The following is a 19,398-nucleotide window of genomic DNA, read 5'->3' on the forward strand; positions in this document are numbered from 1 at the left end:
CTATAAGCTAAAACCTAAAAAGGCCAAGCCTATTCCTACTGTGAACGTTACTAGTGTATAACCGACCGCTCGAATCTTCTGACCTTCAGTCCAGTACGTCCAGATTTCTTTCATTAAGGTAGAATAGGTCGTTAAAGCACCTGCTACACCAGTAGCCCAAAATAACGTCCAACCGTATGAAAGGTTTGAACCGATGATCCAACCGATGAAGAAACTGCCAACAAAATTAACAAGTAGTGTTCCATACGGTAAACGGTCACGATTGAGCTTGGAGGATATCTCGAAACGTAAAAGCGCTCCTATAAATCCGCCACAACTTACTGCGATAAGATGCCAGATTACGACGATCGCCTCCTAGCCAATAAAAATCCAAGCGCCGCCATAGCTAATCCACCTACAACACTACTACTTACGTAGACACCTGCAAGTACATGAAATCCATCACGTAGCAATTCAACGGTTTCTACACTGACTGCGGAAAACGTCGTGAATGCGCCGAAAAATCCTGTAGTTATAACTGTCACTGCTAGAGGGCTAAGACTTCCTACAAGACGTGCACGTTCCACAATATAGCAAAGGATAAACGTCCCTATCATGTTGATCGTGAAGGTCGCCACAGGAAAAGAACCGCTGATGATCAATAGCTGACCAATCAGCAGTCTTGTGCTTGCTCCAATAGCTCCAGCCACGCCTATGTACAGTCTTTCACGACCGGCATTCATTCGATAATATATCCAAGAGAATGCAGCACATTATTGATGAATGATTGTGTATATAAATAGACCCCTTCTTGTTCAGGTGCCTGGATGACGTCGTGTTGAACGTCTTTCCATCGCTTCCATTGAAGTTCGGATAAATTTTGTGCGAATGCCCATTTACGTGTGTAATCGGTATTGGTGATTTGATCTGCTTCTCCTGTATGAAGTAACATAGGTACATCTTGAATGATTAAATCTGGTTGCAAGACGGATTTCATCAGTGTTTGCAACTCGCGATACCAACCACCCGTAACGATCGGTACATACATCGGATCTTCCGCATATTGCTCCAAGAATTCGGGATTACGCGATAAAAGTTCGGGTGTAATTTCATGATCCAACGTCATCGATTGAGACCATTTCGTAAACATTTTCGCACGAATGGGCGGATGATGTTCTAGATGTAGCCAAGGTGATGTACAGATCACTCCAGCGCATTCAATTCGTTCCATTTGCAATAAACGAAGTAAAAATGTTGCGCCTAATCCATGTCCAAATAAAAACACAGGTAGATTATCATCTAAACCACTACGAATCATTTTCTTGATAAATCTGCGATAATCCTTAAATGCTTCAGCATGTACTTCTACGCTTTCTTTACCATGACCCGGTAAGTCTCCTGCTACAACATGGAAACCATCGCTTTGAAATTTCTGTATGAGCCACGCATATCTTCTATGATGTTCATAAGCGTTATGTACAAGTACAATAACACCTTTCGCCTTACCTTCTGCTTCCCATTTCCACAAAGATATCACTCCTAATCAGACTATCTTATTCTATCTATTTCATTCTTATGTTTCGCAATAACTAAATGTTTGTTAGGATAAATTATACATGATTATTTAGAAAAGAGGAGATTTGATTGATTTATCCATACGAAGGTAAATTACCAAAAATTGACCCATCCGTTTATATTGCTGACTACGTAACGATTTCCGGTGATGTAACGATTGGACCGGAGTCATCTATATGGTTCAACACGGTAATCCGTGGGGATGTATCCCCTACTATTATTGGCAAAAAAGTAAATGTGCAAGATTTCTGCTGTTTACATCAAAGCCCAAAATTCCCACTAATTCTTGAAGATGACGTGACAATTGGTCATAAAGCGATGTTGCATAGTTGTACGATCAAAACTGGAGCACTTGTCGGTATGGGCGCCACCGTACTCGATGGAGCTGAAGTAGGTGAAGGTGCTTTCATCGGTGCTGGTAGTTTAGTGACGCCTGGCAAGAAAATTCCACCGAACACTTTAGCCCTTGGTTCACCGGCACGTGTTGTCCGTGAATTGACTGATGAAGATCGCGCAGACATGACAAGAATCGTAAATGAGTATGCACGTAAAGGTCAATTATATAAAGCGTTACAAGAAAAGAATTAATCGTGGCGCCCGTGACAAGCGGACGCCTTGTCAAGTACATCCCTTTATATAATACATACTTCATTAACATATCATAGATTAACAGACGGTTCGCATGGCCCGCCTTTTAAACTCATAAGAAGTTTACTTGCTGTAATCTAATTAATTACAAGTTTTCACTATATATATGACTTAGGATTGACCCGAAATGTTTCTACTACTTAAAAAACCAGTAATTTACATGTATTTTTAGAAACAAAAAAGCAGCCAAAGAGCTGCTTTTTTGTTGTACTTATTTCCAGCCTACTTCATTCATCAATTCTACAGCTTTCGGATTGTACTTGCCATAGTCTGCGAAGTCCACTTTTTGTGGTGTGAATGTACCCCATTCAGCCATTACTTCTGGTAATTTAGCTTCTTCGTTCACAGGGAACTCAAAGTTTTCTTCTGAGACTTGTTCTTGTGCTTCGGCAGTCGTTAAATACTCAATCAACTTCACTGCATTGTCTTTGTTTTTACTGTGCTTAATTAAGCCAGCTCCACTAATATTAATATGTGTTCCTGTTGTTTCTTGGTTAGGGAAGAACACGCCGATCTGGTCGAACACCTTCACATCTTCCGCTTCGTCTGAAACCGACATACGACCTACATAGTAACTATTCATAATTGCTACGTCACCAACACCTGCAACGATTGCACGTGCTTGGTCGCGGTCTCCGCCTTCAGGCTCACGCGCTAAGTTATCCGCAATTCCTTGCGCCCACTCTTTAGCCTTTTCTTCGCCATCAATTGCGATCAATGACGCCATTAATGATTGGTTATACAAGCTGTCAGATGAACGAACAAGTAATTTGTCTTTCCATTTGTCTGTTGCAAGATCTTCGTAAGTAGATAATTCTTCAGGCTTCACGCGATCTTTTGAATAGACAATCACACGTGCACGAGTAGATAATCCAATCCATTGGTTGTCTGTGTCGCGAAGCTCGGCTGGTACTGTTTTTTCAATTTCTTCAGATTCAACCGGTTGCAATAGACCTTCTTCTTTTGCAGTGTTCAAGATCCCGCCATCAACCGTGATGAATAGGTCGGCAGGTGTATTTTGCCCTTCGCGTTTTAAACGCTCCATCAATTCCGGTGCTTTTGCTTCGATCACGTTTACTTTAATGCCAGTTTGCTTTGTAAAATCTTCATAAAGAATGGCATCTACGTCATAATGTCTAGCTGTATAGACGTTTACTTCTCCATCTGTTTTCTCATCTTTTTTTGCATCTGTTGCATCTTCAGCAAGAGTTTCCTCTTTTGCTGGGTCTTCCTTTTGTTCCTCTTTATCTGAACTTGCGTTACATGCGCCCAAAATTGCTGCAAGCATTAGTAGAGCGAATGCCCATAAAAACTTTTTCAAATGTTTTTCTCCCCTTATCTTCTCACTCATCTCACCTATTATACACGGTAATGAGAATCATTTTCATCGTTAAAGTGATTGTAATACAATTCCGAGTATAAGTCGAGCTTTCATCTTTCTTTTATTTCTGTAAATATAAAAAGAGAGCCCGAAGTTTATCTGGCTCTCTCTAGTACAACGTTATAAGGTTACAGTCTCTTTATCAGAACCAACATATGATGCACAATCAATATAAATTGTCCGATCACAAATTGCGTCCACATCCGCTTGATCATGAGAGACGAATAGACACGTGATATTCGCTTTTTGCAAAATATCTCGTACTTCCATTCGAATCAACGATTTTAGATTCGTATCCAGATTACTGAATGGTTCATCCATCAACAGAATGGAGGGTGAAGGTGCCAATGCTCTGGCAAGTGCTACACGTTGCTGTTGTCCCCCACTTAGTTCATGGGGATAACGCTTTGCGAAATCACGCAATTGGACTAGTTCTAACATTTCATCCAAGCGTTCCTTTCTTTCGGCCCGCTTTAATTTATGCAAGCCAAAGCAAATGTTTTCGCTTACTGTCAGATGAGGAAATAATGCATAGTTCTGAAACACCATTCCCACACCGCGCTTTTCTGCTTCTATATACGTGTTGTCTCCTACTATGAGTCTGCTGTCGAGTTCAATACTGCCCCCCGTAGGATCTTCCAAACCTGCAAGTAATCGCAGTAATGTGCTTTTCCCGCTACCGCTCGCACCTACAATCCCGATAATCTCCCCTTTTTCAATCGTAAATGAAAAGCGATCAATAACTGGCGGCTGTTTTTTTGAATACTGAAATGATAAGTTTTGAATGTCCACGAACATATTTCTCACTTCTCCTCAAATTTCAAAATAATAATCACCGACACGATGCTTAAACAAATTAATAACAAGGAGGATGGAGCCGCTTCATAAATTCGTTCATCAATCGCGTATTGATAGGTTCGTGTCGCAAGCGTATCAAAGTTAAATGGGCGTAATAATAAAGTCAGAGGCAATTCCTTCATAATTTCAAGGAAGGCTAGAGCGAATCCAATTAAAATCGAACCACGTAATAATGGAAACTCCACTTTCCAAAACGTGTATGTTAAACCGCGCCCTAATAAGAATGATGCTTCTCGGTAAGACGGGGGAACTTTCGTATAACCCGATTCAATTGCATTAAACCCTTGTGCCATAAAACGTATAACGTATCCTGTGATCAACATAGCAATCGACATGCTTAAGACAAGTGTGCCCGATTCTACACCGAATAACTTTGGATAAATAAATGCTAGTTTCTCATCTAACGTAATAAATAACGCAAGGACACCTATTGCGACGACCGCTCCCGGTACTGCATAACCGGACGTCATAATACGCGCAAGTAAATTAGACGAAGTCGATGGATACAAGTTAATCGTACGAGCAGCCAAGATTGCAAAGAAGCTAATAATTAATGCACCGATAAAAGCAGCCAATAAACTATTGGTTATTAAACTGATAAAGTCCGAGCGCCATACTTTTTCATATGTTTTTAGTGACCAATAGATCAGTTGAACAAAAGGAATTAAAAAGGCACTCAAGAAAATAATAGAACAAGAAAGGAATGCTAGCCAAGCAGTCCAGCCACGTAACTTTTTGCGTGCGAGTGGTCTGCTCTGTGTCACGTTCGTATCATACTTCCGACCTTTGCGTAAAAAACGCTCGAGCATGAAAATCCCCAATATAATGACAAGCAACCAGGCAGCCAATCGCATAGCTGCATTGATATCATACATCCCGAACCACGTCTGGAAAATCGCCGTCGATATCGTTCGTACACCAAAGAAACTGGCTACACCATAATCACTTAATACTTCAAAGATGACTAGCATCGATCCTCCAATAATCGCAGGTCGTGCAATGGGGAGTGCCAAACGGAAAAACATTTGTATACCATTCAAACCAAGAGTTTTAGCGCTCTCAATATAGGAAGCGCTTTGTTTTTCAAAATAGTTGAGCGCAATCATATAGACATAAGGATAAAGAAATAATGTGAGAACAAAAATCGCTCCACGCAGTGACATAATCTCAATTGCGCCAGGTGTAAATTGATAATCAAAATGATTACGGAAAAACGATTGGATGACGCCCGTATAGCTTGTCATCGTGCTATATGTGTAAGCCGCTATATACGGCGGTATAGCTAAAGGTATAATTAATAGCCATTTAAACTGCTTACGAAATGGAAATTCATATGCTGCAATGATCCAAGCCAGCACCAATCCGATAGTCGTCGAGAGGATTCCGACAGAACCAACTAAAATAACTGACCCTTTTATATAGTCAGCAAGCAAAAATTCTTTAATATGTTCCCAGTTCTCGCCAGTCGGCTGGAAGAAACTTAATACCACATAAGCGACGGGCATAATAATAACGAGTGCGCCAAGCATAGTAATGATGAACCAGCTATTTGCCCGACGACGAATCTCTCTTAGCCATATAGATGTTTTCATATACGATAATACCAACTTTACTACGCACAGTGGCGGTTATGATGTTAATTAATTATAACTTGCATAATGATAGTCACTCTTAAGTATATACAATATCCGTATGCTTTCCAATGTTTTCACAAGAATTCAACAAATCTATGCTATTTATGTTCTACAAAATAAATATTCCTAAACTAATAGTTTTACAGTAAAATCCCGGTATAAAAAAATGAAGACAAACTCATTTTTTGGAGTTTGCCTTCATATAAAATACTATAGATAAAATTTACGTTAAATATTCTATACTAAGCTAGCTTCTCATTTTCTTTTCTAAAGAAACCGAAGATCCCTACTGTTTGTACGATATTCGTGAAGGCCTGCGGATCTGTTTCGTTGATAATCCGTTCCAAATCGTATAGTTCATATCTTGTGATAACAACATACAGCATATTCTTATCTTCTTTTGAGTAAGCACCTTTAGCAGGTAGTATGGTGATTCCTCGTACCATTTGACGATGGATTGCTTGTTGGAGATCGTCTGCTTTGCGTGTGATGATCATCGCGGTTACTTTTTCATGTCGCGTATGAATCATATCAATCACTGACGTCGTAACGTATAGCGCAACCATTGTGTAAAGTGCGTTTTCCGGTTCATATAAAATACCTGCGAATACGATAAGAATACCGTTTAGTAATAAAAAGTAGACACCGATTGGTTTATCCTGCATACGGGATAGAATCATCGCAACGATGTCCATTCCTCCAGTAGATGCACCTAGCTTTAAGGATATCCCTACACCGACACCCGCCAGTACTCCACCAAATACCGCATTCAGCATAATGTCATCTGATATAGATCGTAGTGGCAACAATTCAAGAAATAGTGTTGCAAACGCAACGGATAATATACTGTAAATCGTGAAACCTTTTCCTACTTTAAACCAACCAAGAATAAAGACTGGTATGTTGAAAAGCAATAATAAAACACCTGTACTGACGGTCATATCCAAGTGGTCCTTTAGAACACTGGATACTAACTGGGCTGCACCCGCAAACCCACTTGCATAGACATTTGCATTGATAAGAAAGAAATTTAATGATAGAGCCATAAGTAGCGATCCTATAATTACAACCGTCACCCGTTTTGCTTCAATGAAAAACATAGCGACCTCCTATGGTAAATAACAATTTAATGCACGAACTAGATTATATCTATTCTTGCCTCATAATGGTACCCCTAAGCAACATTTAACACAAAAACAGTCGTTTAACATGCAATTTCTTCTCCTCTCTGTCATTACTATGCCACCCATTCGTCATTTGCTCTACTACTATTACAGTTCACAAAAGTCACGTCTGTCAAAGTAAATAATGAAGCACTCGATGCTATTTCATCAGTTTATGGATTCATTTCGTAATTAGACAAAATATGCTTCCAACCGAATGTTTTTGTCAATTAGCGTCGTATATGATAGCATCCACCATTAATTCTATCGCTATTGTAAATCTACTATAAATCACAAGTCCCTATTACACTACCCCAATAACACAAATCAATTATTCGGACAGTCCGAAAGTTCCAACTATAGATTATACGGTTTAATTCAAAGAAATATCGGCTATATTTAGAGGGGGAATCAAGGAGGAAACGTACGATGAAAACAAACAAAAAGGTAAGTGAATCAAAACGAGACAAAATGATTGAGGAGCTCGTTTCAAATGGGGTATTTAAAATTGATGGGAAACAACTGTACGAATTACCGCTTCAATTATTAAAGCAGGAATATGAAGCTTTCGGACAAACTGACATTCAAATGTAAATAAAAATGAGACGCGTCCAATTGGGCACGTCTCATTTTTATTTACGCTTCTATAGTCGAAACTTTAGATTTTCTTAAAATCTTATACAGAATGATGAGTAAAACCGAAATCCCTAGCGCAATTCCTATCACGGAATATTGGAAACGAATTGTCGGGAAGCCTGCTAATTTAGCAATTCCGTCCAATATTAAAGGCGAACTGAACTGACCGATAAAAATGGAACTCGATACTATCGCAATCACACGGTCACTATGAAGTGGATTGACCAAACTTAATGCTTTAACGTTAATCATAGGGAACAAAATTCCTTGTCCAAAACCAATTACGCATGTACAAGCTAAAATGAGTGGGACAGAATGACTTAAAGCCAAACCAGTGAATGCAATCCCCATTAAGAATATACTGATTGGCATGATATAAGATTTCAAGATATCTTGTAGCTGAATCAACGTCAGGCTAGTAATCATCCCCCCTACAGTTGTAAAAGAAATCACTGTTCCTGCCAATGCTGAGCCACCTATATTGCTTTGCTCCAAGTAGAGTGCCATATTCGTGGCAACCGAATAGTAAACTAGCATAATACCTGCGGAAGCAGCTGCATAGCCAAAAACAGTTAGCGGCATTTTCCGTTTCTCTACACTCTTATCTTGTTTGAGCGGTGTGTCTTTCGGCAAGAATATAAAGACCAGAATGAAAATCACGACACCCATTAAATACACATTAAACGGAGCTCTCCAACTGATAGCCGCTAAGTAACCTGCTAGCATCATAGTGATGATTCCACCGAAGTTACTGAATGCAGAATTATAACCCATCATCTTCACTTGTTCACGGCCTCTAAAATGATCACTAATTAACGTAATCCCAAGCGGCATGACTAAGCCGACACCAGCTCCTAGCACAAATCGAAAGGCTAGTAGCATTTCAATCGTATTGGTAAACTGTGCGCCTACCCCTGCCAAGACATAAATGAATAAGCCGATTAAAGCAACTGTACGTTTCGGTATCCTTGACGTTAACCAACTAGAGATGAATGTAAATGGAATGATCAATAATGAAGGTGCCGTTAATATTAACTTGATAATTACGGGGCTGGCTTCTGGGAAGTTTGCGGCAATCAATCCAAGGGCAGGAGATATAGCGGCTCCTGCCATTACTGTTGCCATCGAGATAGAAATGATTGTTGGTTTCAACATGCGGTTCATTGGTCATCCCCCTGCTCTGGATGACGTTTTAGTTGGCGTAATACTTTTTCGGCTGACACTTTAATAGGTGAAATCTTGCGAGCATTTGTTAATAATAAGCCATGTACTAATGATAAATGATACACAGCTAATTCTTCTGCATCTCCTTCAATAAACTCCTCAGAAATTTGTCCTTTAATAATAATATGTTCAATTCTTTCGACCATGAATCGATATTTTTCCACAATTTCTTCTTTCACTTCTTGTGTTAAATAATCAGAATACAAAGCTTGCATGATCAGGATATGGCGGTGTACTCCATCACGTAATGAGCCAGAGTGAGTTGCTTCAGTGAGCCATTCCAATTGTTTTAAAGGACTGTCATGTTTTTCCTCTGCTTTATCAACTATATGGACGAATTCAGTTAATAACTCGAGAATCACTGTGACGTACAGGTCTTCTTTTGATTTGAAGTAGTGGTAAAACAAGCCATGACTTTGTTCGGCCTTGTTTGTAATGTCACTAATTTTTGTTGCTGCATATCCTTTCGTACCAAATAATACGATAGCGGCTTCTTTTAGTTGTTGCTGTCGATTGTCGCGTAGCTCTTTAAATTTTTCACTTGTTCGAGAAGACATAAGGTTTTTTCAACTCACTTCTTTTATTGATTGACTGACGAGTCAACGCCGAACAGCTTACTGTTCCTATGGGGTCTTGTCAACTAATAATAATTAAAGTGATACCACGGTATCATGAATAAACAGCATAGGTATGCACTTATAGTGGGTTTTTTTTATTTACTTTGCAAAAAAATGAAGAACATGAGACTGGGACATAACTAGGAAATAGTCCGCTCCGGTACACTCCTATATCTTAAAAGTTACTTTTATAAATATGTAGTCAAAAAAATGCACGAAGGAAAAGAATAATCCTTCATGCATTTTTTGGGGTTTAGTCCCAGCCACTTGTTCTCAAGTCCTAAAATAGATGTATTCAATTATTAACGATGTAATCTTTTTTCAACATCTTCTACAATGTCTTGTACGGAGTTGCCTTCAACGCTTACCACGGGGAAGTCGAATTGGTCGATGTTGACATCGCTCAAGGCACGTACTACGCCCATATCATAGCCGCTTACATGTTCATCACTTGCGAACATCTTCACTTCATGTCCTTTTTCCTCTAATGCTTGTTTAATGTCTTCAAATGGTACTTCTACCGCTATTTTCGCCATATCCTATTCCTCCTCCGAATACTACATGTATTCGATTAATGTTTTATATTTTCCCGCTCTTACATAAATCAAACATGACTTATTATGGCATGTTTATAAAACAGTAATACCAAAACGATTGATTTCGCGGAAAATGGGTATTTTACTGTTAGAGCTATTGAATCATTAGAAGAACTTATAGAAGGAGTCGACACGATATGTTCGGTTTAGCGGATCTCCTTAGCTTGGTCATTTCAAGTTTTATCATTCTACCTGCCGTTACGTTTATAAGGGAAGCTGGTTATTTTATAATTAGTGGTCTATTCGGTGTGAAAAATGCCAGACTCACTATTGGATCTGGACCCAGGCTTTTTAAATTTGGTGTTTTAGATATACGAAAATATTATCATGTAAATAGCTGGTTTTCTTTTGATTCAGTAAAGAGAAAAAGTAATTTCGCGTATATATGTATATATGCTGGGCCGATTTTGATTAACGTGATCGTGGCAGTCACAATAAATGCGCTGATTGCAAATGGCTTTCTTGAAGAGTCTAAAACATTTTGGAGCCGTTTTATATTCTACGCCTTCTATTTCGTTTTATTTGACTCCATTCCAATGAAAACCGTAAATGGTAAACCGAATAACGGTATGATTATTTATGAACTTGTACGATATGGCAAACGCATCGATTTCAATGAAGAGCCCCTGATTGTCGGGACAACAGAAGCAGAAGAAATGTATCAGGAAGAAATGGAGAAAATTGAAAAAGTAAAGGAAGAAATTAAAGAAGAGATCATAAAAAATGATAGCGTCCCTCCTGACAAGAAAGGATGAGTTGATGATTGTACGTGAACACGAGAAAACATTTAGCTTTGTGCAACAACATCATCATGGACACCTAGCCGGTGAATTAATGAAACACTGGAAAAAGGATATGTTTCCTGAAGATCAATGGCGTCATTCCGTATTGACTGCCATTCGTAACCACGACATCGGCTGGGCTCCTTTTGATAAACAGCCTTTTTGGAATGATGCGAAGTCGGTACCTTTTCGATTCACTGACTTCCCACTTCTCCCTAAAACAGTACTTTATCGTCAAGGAATCGATGATGTAGAAAAGATTGACCACTATGCAGCTATGCTTTGTAGTCTTCATTATGAACAGTTTATACAGAGTAATAACGAAAAAGAAGCTAAGCTATTTATCGAGGGAGAACAGAATCGTCGTGAACGATTGTATAAAGAAATCGAGGATTTTGATAAGGAATTATTTGAAAAGCATTTTGCCTTGCTTCAGCTTGGAGATAACTTTTCTTTATATTGTTGTGTGAATGATCCAGGTGTCGCCAAAGCGAATGAACATATATTCTTTCGCGACGGCATTCCTTCAACAGGCATTTTCCCTGCATTACCGATAGGACGAATTGGGATCTATTTTGCAGATCAGCACACTATTAAGGTGGAAAATTATCCATTTAGCTATTCATTTGACGTTGAAGTAAAGCAAAAGACTGTTTTGAAAAAAGACATTGAGGATCAAGGATTGCTAGTAGCTTATGAAGAGGCAGATTATGAATTGATTCCTTTTCATATTACGCCGGCAAATAAATAAAAAATGCAGAAAGAGGAAATGTTTTCCCCTTTCTGCACTCCATTATTGCTTTACACGTACTTTACTAGCAAGTTCTTTCAACGCTTCCACTTTATCCGTCTGCTCCCATGGCAATTCGATATCCGTGCGGCCAAAGTGACCGTACGCTGCTGTTTGTTTGTAGATTGGACGACGTAGGTCGAGCATTTTAATAATGCCTGCCGGACGAAGGTCAAACAATTCACGTACGAACTCCACTAATTGTGTTTCGGATAGTTTACCTGTGTCGAATGTGTTGATCGAGATAGAAACTGGGCTTGCTACACCAATCGCATATGCCAACTGGACCTCACAGTGCTCAGCTAGTCCAGCTGCCACGATGTTCTTAGCTACGTAACGAGCTGCATAAGAAGCGGAACGATCCACTTTTGTAGCATCTTTACCTGAGAACGCTCCCCCACCATGTCGTGCATAACCACCGTACGTATCAACGATGATTTTACGTCCAGTTAGACCGGAGTCTCCTTGAGGACCACCAACGACGAAGCTGCCGGTAGGGTTAATGAAGTATTTCGTATGCTCGTCCAACAAGTTTTTGGGAACGACTGCATCGATGACTACTTCTTTAATATCTTTCTCGATTTGTTTGAGTGTAGCTTCAGGATGATGTTGTGTGGAAATAACAATCGTGTCAATTCGCACTGGATTATTATCCTGATCATACTCTACTGTTACTTGTGTTTTGCCATCAGGACGCAAATAAGGAATTAGTTCTTCCTTACGTGCTTCTGCTAAACGTCGTGCCAATTTATGAGAAAGACTAATTGGTAAAGGCATAAGTTCCGGTGTTTCATTACATGCATATCCGAACATTAAACCTTGGTCACCTGCTCCGATGTCATCTATGTCTTCATCTGTCATAGACCCTTCACGCGCTTCAAGTGCCACGTTGACACTAGCAGCAATTTCAGGTGATTGCTCATCAATAGATGTAAGTACAGCAGATGTTTCGTAATCAAAGCCGTATTTCGCACGAACATATCCAATTTCCTTTACAGTATCGCGAACTACTTTTGGAATATCCACGTACGTTGTCGTAGTGATTTCTCCCATTACTAATACGAGTCCAGTCGTGATACTCGTTTCACATGCCACACGCGCATTTGGATCCTCGGTTAGGATCGCATCTAAAATTGCGTCTGAAATTTGGTCGCACATCTTGTCTGGATGGCCTTCTGTAACTGATTCTGATGTAAACAGTCGACGGTTTGTCATTTTGTTTCCCCCTATATTAAGCATCATGATACGGTACTCTCATAAGTCCCTGGTAAAGTTCCACGCCTAGACGTCAAGCATATACCATAAGGATTCAGGGCTAGACAATATAAAAAGCCCTTCACTCACATTCAATCCATGAGTAAAAGGCAAAATTTCACGCGCAGCACCTTTCACTCTTATCGTCCAAGGAATTAAACCTTGCTTCAGGTTTGGCACCTTCGCGCTAGACTACTGTCTATTGCAGGTTGCCGGGTTTCACAGGGCCTGTACCCTCCACCAACTCGGGATAAGAGTATCCGTTCATGTCACATCTTATTAAAAAGTTTGGATTTTGTCAATTTTTTTATTCTAAATCACTTGAGTTTTCCATTAGTATAGATTAATATTCTTAATGTGTTATACTATTTACGAATTAGGATATTCTTATCAAGATAAATAAATCGACTACGCAAAGGACGGTATGTAAATATGATATCTGCAAAAATTGATGATAGTTTAAAAAGTCTTCTTAGTGGAAGCAACGTGACGATCCAAGCGTCTGTAGCAGAATTAACGGAAAAAGCAGCAGCAAGAGGCGAAGCTAAACTTTCAGCAGACGGCGCAATTACTGCACGTACAGGCAAGTACACAGGACGCTCACCTAAGGACAAATTCATCGTTGAAGATGCAGTGTCTAAGGATAAAGTAGATTGGGGTAGCACGAACAGCCCAATTTCAGAAGAGATCTTTGATTCATTATACACGAAAGTCATTGATCATTTGAAGGAAAAAGACGAGCTCTTCGTTTTTAAAGGATTTGCAGGCGCGGATAAAGACTCCCAGTTGTCTATCCAAGTAATCAATGAATTAGCTTGGCAGAACCTATTCGTTCACCAGCTATTCATCCGTCCAACAGAAGAAGAATTACAAGCACACGAATCGCAATTCACAATTTTGGCTGCCCCTTCATTCAAAGCGGATCCAAAAGTGGATGGCACTAATTCGGAAACTTTCATCATCGTATCACTCGAGAAACGTATTGTTTTGATCGGTGGAACAGAGTACGCAGGAGAAATGAAAAAATCTATTTTCTCTGTTATGAACTTCTTGCTACCTGAACAAGGTATTCTTTCTATGCACTGTTCAGCAAACGTAGGTGAAGAAGGTGACGTTGCTTTGTTCTTCGGACTTTCTGGAACAGGTAAAACTACTCTTTCAGCAGATGCTAACCGTAAACTAATCGGAGACGATGAGCATGGCTGGTCTGATAACGGCGTATTTAACATTGAAGGTGGATGTTACGCAAAATGTATCAATCTTTCTGCAGAAAAAGAACCTGAAATTTTCGGAGCAATCCGTTTCGGTGCAGTTTTAGAAAACGTTGTATTGGATGAAGTAACGCGCATTCCAGATTATGATGATAAATCATTGACAGAAAACACACGTGCCGCTTACCCTATCGAAAATATCGATAACATCGTGACACCGTCTGTTGCTGGTCATCCTAAGAATATTATCTTCCTAACTGCTGACGCTTCCGGAGTATTGCCTCCGATCTCGATCCTTACAAAAGAACAGGCAATGTACCACTTCTTGAGCGGTTTCACTTCCAAGCTTGCTGGAACTGAGCGTGGAATTACTGCTCCTGAACCAACATTCTCTACTTGCTTCGGCTCACCATTCTTACCACTTCCTGCTGCAACATACGCAGAGATGCTTGGCAAGAAGATCGATGAGCACGGCTCAAAAGTATTCCTTGTGAATACAGGTTGGACTGGCGGAATCTACGGTGTAGGTTCACGTATGAACTTAGGCTATACACGTTCAATGGTACGCGCTGCAATCGCTGGTAAATTAGATAATGTAGAAACAAAGAAGAACGAAATCTTCGGATTGAATATGCCGCTTGAAATCGAAGGTGTACCGAGTAATGTTCTACACCCTCGTTATGCTTGGGAAGATCCGAACGAATACGATAAAGAAGCAAATCGCTTAGCTGATGCTTTCCGTGAGAACTTCAAGAAGTTCAGCCACGTTTCAGAGGACATCGCAATCAAAGGTGGACCACCTGTTATTAAGTAATGATAGTTGAAAGAGGCTGACCCAGAATTCTGGGTCAGCCTCTTTTTTGGTTTTTAATTTGACGAGCATTGTAAGTGGGGCGATGGATGGCTTCCGCCTGCGTTAGATGATGTGTAGGGCAGTTCAGATAGTTGTTTTTCGAGTGCGCGGATTATTTGTTCATACAAGTAAGTAGGATACGATGTTAGGTAGCTGTTTTGCGAACCCTTACTCTTCCTTGTTTTATGCAAAAGTAGTGATTTGACTGGCAAAGTAAGTGGGGCGGTCATTGGCCCCACTTCGGCGGTGGTGGATGGCTTCCGCAATGAGCCAGACAGGAAGTTCGCCTGACTGTCTCATTACTACGCCTACCACGTGCAGCCGCCTACGTTAGATTATGTGTAGGACAGTTCAGATACTTGTTTTGCGAGAATAGAAACTAGTACTACCCCGTCACTGGTTGTCTTCTTTTATAAACCACAACCTGACTTGTTAAGCACTTAGTAGCGCAGGCACAACTGCGGGGTAGGCCGTGGCCATGAGACAGCTAGCAGCTCCACCGCTAGTTGGCTCATGGCTGGAGGCAATCCCCCACGTGCCTGTGCGGGTCCAAAGCACGACCCTCACCACTTTCCATGCATAAACCAATGTCGAGCAACGATCCTCTGATCTTCATCATTTATAAACCACAACCTGACTTGGTAAGTACTCAGTAGTGCAGGCACAACTGCGGGGTAGGCCGTGGCCATGAGACAGCTAGCAGCTCCACCGCTAGTTGGCTCATGGCTGGAGGCAATCCCCCACGTGCCTGTGCGGGTCCAAAGCACGACCCTCACCACTTTCCATGCATAAACCAATGTCGAGCAACGATCCTCTGATCTTCATCATTTATAAACCACAACCTGACTTGGTAAGTACTCAGTAGTGCAGGCACAACTGCGGGGTAGGCCGTGGCCATGAGACAGCTAGCAGCCCCACCGCTAGTTGGCTCATGGCTGGAGGCAATCCCCCACGTGCCTGTGCGGGTACAAAGCATGACCTTCGCTACTTTCCATGCACAAGCCAATGTCGAGCAACGACCATAAAAAACCATCTACCAAGTTTGACCTATCCCCTTCTCTGCCGCTTCATCCAATCCACTGCATCTTTCACAAGCCGCCGATTCATTTCAGGTGGAATATAATGCGTGTAGCCTTCCAAATACCAAGTTTCAAACTCTTTATTCGCCTCACTCAAAGCAGTCTCGAGCAATAACGCCTGTTCAAATGAAACATTTGTATCCAGCGTCCCATGAATAATTAGCGTCGGTATATCGATGTCTTGTACACGGAATAAAGCTGTACGCTCACGATACGCATCGGGTTGATTATTTGGAGTACCACCGATGACACGCTTCATCATTCGGCGCATATCCTGTCGCTCTTTGTATGTGAAGACTACGTCTGAGACGCCTGCCCATGCTACCGCGGACGTTAGGTCTTCACGTATAATAGCAGTCCAGAGCGCCATAATACCGCCTCTTGAAAAGGAAAATAGATGAATTCGATCTGAGTTGACACTACTTTGTTGTTTCAGCACATCAACTCCCACCACTGCGTCATTGCGGTCTTCGCCTGCAAATTCATCCTTCCCTTCACCGCCACGATTGCCGCGGTAATAAGGAGCGAACACCACAAGACCATGGGACGCAAATTGTGCAATACGAGCCGGTCTAACCATCCCGACATGTTGAATGCCGCCACGTAAATAAAGCAAACCGTCATAGCGGCCTTCCGCTCTTGGTGTAGCTAACAGGCCTTTTACTAGCAAACCGTCAGAACTATAGGTAATTTCCTCCAATTTGACGTGTGGGTTTGGGGAAGGATAATCTCTTCTTCGAATGATTTTCCCATTAGTTTGTTCGACCATTCGCTTCCACCCACTTTCTCAGTTCACTCATTCCACGATCCTTCATATGAAAACTAAGTTCTGTACAAGCGTCTAACTCAGCGTCTGTCATCCAAACCGCGCCTTCCGTTTCCATTAACGTAAAGTTCTTTTCTATATGCGTAATATCCCCTGTGAAAACAGCTTTGCAAAAAGGTGGATCGGTAAAGACGACGTACTCAGCAAATGAATGCACATTTTCTATAGTGACTCCTGTTTCTTCCATTGTTTCCCGAATTGCCGCTTGTTCAATGGTCTCTCCCCATTCTGCTTTTCCACCTGGGAATTCAATGCCGCGTATTCTATGTTTAGTCAATAACCAACGCTCGTTGTGCTTAATGAGAACGAGCACATGGCGAGATTCAATTTGATGTGAGTTTGGTCCAAACGTCAATTCGACATTGGCTCCCTGTAAATCTTCAAATTTCAGCATTATGGATCACGTCCTTTCCTCTAGTGTAGCGGAAAGGTAAGTGAAGATTCAACGAAATAGAGGCAGTTGCTCGATAAAACGTTTGGACTCATCGTCTGTGTATTCATGGATCAATGCAAAGACCTTCTTTAAGCGCAAATCCACCCTATCATTGTCTTTGTCATAGTGATATGGAATATACGGTAAATGGGATCGGAGAAAGTTTTGGAATTCTAATTGTTCCATTTGAGAAAATAGTTTTTCAAATACAGGGTATACTTCTTTTGTCACTTCTACTTTATATTCCCACGTTGAAGAGTGAGGATCCGCGTGAACTAATTTGTGATTCAGTGATATATACATTGGATATCTTTCTTCTGTCATAATCATCCTACTTTCTTTTTAACGTAGCATGGCTCGTTACGAAGAAAATATTCTTCATAAAAAAAACCTATTAACGGCATCTCGTCAATAGGTCTTCGTATTATATTTCTTGATCTTGCTCTTCATATACTACTTTTTCAACCGCTAACGCCACGTTAATGTGTACGTTAGGATCTAAAGGATGTGGTACTAAATCGTCTCGTTTTGTGCTATCGACAATCGCCAGAGCTGCGGCAATAAGCATTGGATATGTAATGGACTTGGCATTCGCGTTTAATGCGCCACGGAAGATACCCGGGAAGCCAAGAACATTATTCACTAGACGACCATCGGCTGCATAAGCCGCGCCTGCTTCCAATGCGACATCCGGAGCAATTTCCGCGTTTGGATTGGATAAAGCCAAAATAATTTGACCTTTACGAACCATTTCAGGCTTGATCAAGTTAGCTACACCTGTTGTGGCAATGATCAGGTCACAAGTCTCCATAATTTCCTCCATCGAATCGACAACAGTACCGCCGTGCCCTGCTAACATTTCTTTAGCGTGAGGGTTTGGATCCGTTCCTCTCATTTCCTTTACACCATATGCCATAAACATACGACTGATGGCTAAACCTGCCGCGCCTAGTCCAATTTGTCCAACCGAAGAATTAGCTAAATCTGCACCGACATGTTTACAGGCAGTGAGTGCTGCTGCTAATGCTACGACTGCTGTGCCATGCTGGTCATCATGCATAACCGGAATCGGCAATTCTTTTTTTAGACGTTCTTCGATTTCAAAGCAATGTGGAGAACCTATGTCTTCTAATAAAATTGCACCGAAGCCTTGATGGATATGTTTGACCGTAGCTACTACTTCATCCGGATCACTCGTATCAAGTAATATCGGAATACCGCTAATGCCAACGAATTGATCAAATAATACGGCCTTTCCTTCCATGACAGGCATACCTGCTACTGGACCAATATCTCCGAGTCCCAAAATGGCTGTACCATCTGTCACGATTGCTACGGAATTTGAAATGCCTGTGAAATAATTGGCTTGTTCAGGATCTTCGTGAATCGTTTTACATACGCTAGCCACACCCGGTGTGTACACTCTGCGTAAATCAGCAAGAGAACGGATTTGATGTGTGGCTTTCATATGAATTTTACCGCCCTCATGCATTTGCAGTACATCATCTGTAATCGCCTGAACTTTAATGCCATGTTTCAAATTATCTATTGCTTCGACAATTTCCTCTAAATGTTCTTTATCATTACATAATAGTGCGATTTCTCTGATTGTAGAAATCGTACCAACTTTAATCGTTTGAATGTCACCGATATCTCCATTTAACTGTCCAATTGCCATCGTCACCTTACCCAAATTACCAGGTTTGGAAGGTGTTTCGATAATTAAATTACGTAGAAATTGGCCTTGAGCCATATTTAATCTACCTCCTACTATGTCTTGTTTTTTCATATATTTTAACAGTCTTTTTGATTGCATCCGTTAAAAAACACACATCTCTAATCATACGAGATGTGTGTTT

Annotated in this window: 21 protein-coding genes and 1 riboswitch; of the genes, 5 read left to right on the forward strand and 16 right to left on the reverse strand. The window is 40.8% G+C overall.

Translation table 11 applies throughout. The features are described from left to right. From SporoP32a_RS03960 to SporoP32a_RS03970, 3 genes are read right to left on the reverse strand one after another with little or no spacing between them, the layout of a single operon-like run. On the reverse strand, positions 1-348 hold the full coding sequence (locus SporoP32a_RS03960) for a fluoride efflux transporter FluC (RefSeq protein ID WP_085426742.1): 348 nt from the start codon (positions 346-348) through the stop codon (positions 1-3). Further along, on the reverse strand, positions 339-722 hold the full coding sequence (locus SporoP32a_RS03965) for a fluoride efflux transporter FluC (protein WP_085426743.1): 384 nt from the start codon (positions 720-722) through the stop codon (positions 339-341). The genes SporoP32a_RS03960 and SporoP32a_RS03965 overlap by 10 nt, the downstream gene beginning before the upstream one ends. Continuing rightward, complete coding sequence (locus tag SporoP32a_RS03970; protein ID WP_232319581.1) at positions 719-1,516, reverse strand: alpha/beta hydrolase; 798 nt, start codon at positions 1,514-1,516, stop codon at positions 719-721. The genes SporoP32a_RS03965 and SporoP32a_RS03970 overlap by 4 nt, the downstream gene beginning before the upstream one ends. A gap of 107 nt (positions 1,517-1,623) precedes the next feature. Between SporoP32a_RS03970 and SporoP32a_RS03975 the strand changes: the two genes are divergently transcribed. Beyond that, positions 1,624-2,142 (forward strand): gamma carbonic anhydrase, encoded by a 519-nt coding sequence (locus tag SporoP32a_RS03975; RefSeq protein ID WP_085426744.1) that lies wholly within the window; start codon positions 1,624-1,626, stop codon positions 2,140-2,142. Positions 2,143-2,413: 271 nt separating this feature from the next. On the opposite strand, the gene SporoP32a_RS03980 is transcribed toward SporoP32a_RS03975, so the two are convergent. From SporoP32a_RS03980 to SporoP32a_RS03995, 4 genes are all read right to left on the reverse strand, one after another. After that, entirely contained in the window at positions 2,414-3,553 is a 1,140-nt protein-coding gene (locus tag SporoP32a_RS03980) for a Fe(3+) ABC transporter substrate-binding protein (RefSeq protein WP_420542306.1), read from the reverse strand. Between the two features lie 150 nt (positions 3,554-3,703). Beyond that, positions 3,704-4,381, reverse strand: a complete 678-nt coding sequence (locus SporoP32a_RS03985) for an ABC transporter ATP-binding protein (RefSeq protein WP_085426745.1) — start codon at positions 4,379-4,381, stop codon at positions 3,704-3,706. A 5-nt stretch (positions 4,382-4,386) separates the two neighbouring features. Further along, entirely contained in the window at positions 4,387-6,033 is a 1,647-nt protein-coding gene (locus tag SporoP32a_RS03990) for an ABC transporter permease (RefSeq protein WP_085426746.1), read from the reverse strand. A gap of 284 nt (positions 6,034-6,317) precedes the next feature. Then, the gene (locus SporoP32a_RS03995) at positions 6,318-7,175 is read right to left on the reverse strand and encodes a YitT family protein (RefSeq protein WP_085426747.1); all 858 of its coding nucleotides are present in this window, start codon (positions 7,173-7,175) and stop codon (positions 6,318-6,320) included. A 492-nt stretch (positions 7,176-7,667) separates the two neighbouring features. Between SporoP32a_RS03995 and SporoP32a_RS04000 the strand changes: the two genes are divergently transcribed. Then, entirely contained in the window at positions 7,668-7,832 is a 165-nt protein-coding gene (locus SporoP32a_RS04000; RefSeq protein WP_085426748.1) for a Fur-regulated basic protein FbpA, read from the forward strand. A 42-nt stretch (positions 7,833-7,874) separates the two neighbouring features. On the opposite strand, the gene SporoP32a_RS04005 is transcribed toward SporoP32a_RS04000, so the two are convergent. The 3 genes from SporoP32a_RS04005 to SporoP32a_RS04015 form a co-directional block, all read right to left on the reverse strand. Beyond that, positions 7,875-9,038, reverse strand: a complete 1,164-nt coding sequence (locus tag SporoP32a_RS04005) for an MFS transporter (protein WP_232319583.1) — start codon at positions 9,036-9,038, stop codon at positions 7,875-7,877. Continuing rightward, entirely contained in the window at positions 9,035-9,655 is a 621-nt protein-coding gene (locus tag SporoP32a_RS04010; protein ID WP_085426749.1) for a TetR/AcrR family transcriptional regulator, read from the reverse strand. The genes SporoP32a_RS04005 and SporoP32a_RS04010 overlap by 4 nt, the downstream gene beginning before the upstream one ends. A gap of 362 nt (positions 9,656-10,017) precedes the next feature. After that, positions 10,018-10,251 (reverse strand): YkuS family protein, encoded by a 234-nt coding sequence (locus tag SporoP32a_RS04015; RefSeq protein ID WP_085426750.1) that lies wholly within the window; start codon positions 10,249-10,251, stop codon positions 10,018-10,020. A gap of 197 nt (positions 10,252-10,448) precedes the next feature. On the opposite strand from SporoP32a_RS04015, the gene SporoP32a_RS04020 reads away from it, so the two are divergent. After that, complete coding sequence (locus tag SporoP32a_RS04020) at positions 10,449-11,066, forward strand: hypothetical protein (protein WP_085426751.1); 618 nt, start codon at positions 10,449-10,451, stop codon at positions 11,064-11,066. Further along, the gene (locus tag SporoP32a_RS04025) at positions 11,035-11,844 is read left to right on the forward strand and encodes a DUF3891 family protein (protein WP_085426752.1); all 810 of its coding nucleotides are present in this window, start codon (positions 11,035-11,037) and stop codon (positions 11,842-11,844) included. Before SporoP32a_RS04020 ends, SporoP32a_RS04025 begins: the two co-directional genes overlap by 32 nt. A 42-nt stretch (positions 11,845-11,886) precedes the next feature. On the opposite strand, the gene metK is transcribed toward SporoP32a_RS04025, so the two are convergent. Continuing rightward, positions 11,887-13,098, reverse strand: a complete 1,212-nt coding sequence (gene metK, locus SporoP32a_RS04030; protein WP_085426753.1) for a methionine adenosyltransferase — start codon at positions 13,096-13,098, stop codon at positions 11,887-11,889. Positions 13,099-13,274: 176 nt separating this feature from the next. Further along, positions 13,275-13,394, reverse strand: a riboswitch (SAM riboswitch). Between the two features lie 175 nt (positions 13,395-13,569). Between metK and pckA the strand changes: the two genes are divergently transcribed. Then, entirely contained in the window at positions 13,570-15,162 is a 1,593-nt protein-coding gene (pckA, locus tag SporoP32a_RS04035; RefSeq protein WP_085426754.1) for a phosphoenolpyruvate carboxykinase (ATP), read from the forward strand. Between the two features lie 222 nt (positions 15,163-15,384). Here pckA and SporoP32a_RS17295 read toward each other — a convergent pair whose 3' ends face one another. From SporoP32a_RS17295 to SporoP32a_RS04065, 5 genes are all read right to left on the reverse strand, one after another. Further along, positions 15,385-15,516 carry a hypothetical protein gene (locus tag SporoP32a_RS17295; RefSeq protein ID WP_257788346.1) on the reverse strand — a complete coding sequence of 44 codons (132 nt, stop codon included), beginning with the start codon at positions 15,514-15,516 and terminating at the stop codon, positions 15,385-15,387. 732 nt (positions 15,517-16,248) lie between these two features. After that, positions 16,249-17,049, reverse strand: coding sequence for an alpha/beta hydrolase family protein (locus SporoP32a_RS04050; RefSeq protein WP_085426757.1), 801 nt, complete (start codon positions 17,047-17,049; stop codon positions 16,249-16,251). Further along, a complete protein-coding gene (locus SporoP32a_RS04055; RefSeq protein ID WP_085426758.1) occupies positions 17,033-17,500 on the reverse strand; it encodes an NUDIX domain-containing protein in 468 nt (155 codons plus the stop codon). Before SporoP32a_RS04055 ends, SporoP32a_RS04050 begins: the two co-directional genes overlap by 17 nt. Before the next feature lie 48 nt (positions 17,501-17,548). Then, complete coding sequence (locus SporoP32a_RS04060) at positions 17,549-17,863, reverse strand: transposase (protein ID WP_232319584.1); 315 nt, start codon at positions 17,861-17,863, stop codon at positions 17,549-17,551. 100 nt (positions 17,864-17,963) lie between these two features. Continuing rightward, the gene (locus tag SporoP32a_RS04065; RefSeq protein WP_085426759.1) at positions 17,964-19,292 is read right to left on the reverse strand and encodes an NAD-dependent malic enzyme; all 1,329 of its coding nucleotides are present in this window, start codon (positions 19,290-19,292) and stop codon (positions 17,964-17,966) included. Between the last annotated feature and the right edge of the window lie 106 nt (positions 19,293-19,398).

Origin of the sequence: Sporosarcina ureae (assembly GCF_002109325.1) — a bacterium.
Taxonomy (GTDB): domain Bacteria; phylum Bacillota; class Bacilli; order Bacillales_A; family Planococcaceae; genus Sporosarcina; species Sporosarcina ureae_C.